Annotated in this window: 1 protein-coding gene; it reads left to right on the top strand. The window is 72.9% G+C overall.

All coding sequences use genetic code 11. From position 1 onward, the window contains the following. Positions 1–318, top strand: a 318-nt coding sequence (locus SB658_RS22020; RefSeq protein ID WP_410602314.1) for an NAD-binding protein, incomplete at its 5' end; no start/stop codon positions are given. Positions 319–424 lie beyond the last annotated feature (106 nt).

Raw genomic sequence — 424 nt, 5'->3', positions numbered from 1 at the left:
CTGGCACAGGGCCACGGCATCGCGCCGCCACAGCTGCTGGAACTGCTGTCGAGCACGCTGTTCGCTGCCCCGGTCTACCAGGTCTACGGGCGGCTGATCGCCGAACGCCGCTACGATCCGCCCGGCTTCACCGCGACCCTGGGGCGCAAGGACGTCGACCTGGCACTGCAGGCCGCGCAGGCCCGGCAGGTACCGATGCCGCTGGCCGAGGTCCTGCGCACGGCGCTCGACGAGGCGATCGCCGCCGGCGATGGCGGGCGCGACTGGGCGGTGCTGGGCGAGGTGGCGATGCGGCGGGCGGGCCAGGCCGTCGGCTAGGTTGCGACTGCAAGTGTCGCGTGCCGGCGGGGGGCTGGCTATGATCCGGCCGATGCGCGCCGACTACATCCTCACCCTGTCCTGTCCGGATCGGACCGGCATCGTC

Source organism: Bacillus sp. SIMBA_008, from assembly GCF_046535495.1.
In the GTDB taxonomy this organism is placed as follows: domain Bacteria; phylum Bacillota; class Bacilli; order Bacillales; family Bacillaceae; genus Bacillus; species Bacillus subtilis.
The sequence above is the reverse complement of the archived record's forward strand: the minus strand, read 5'-3'. Positions and strand labels throughout refer to the sequence as shown.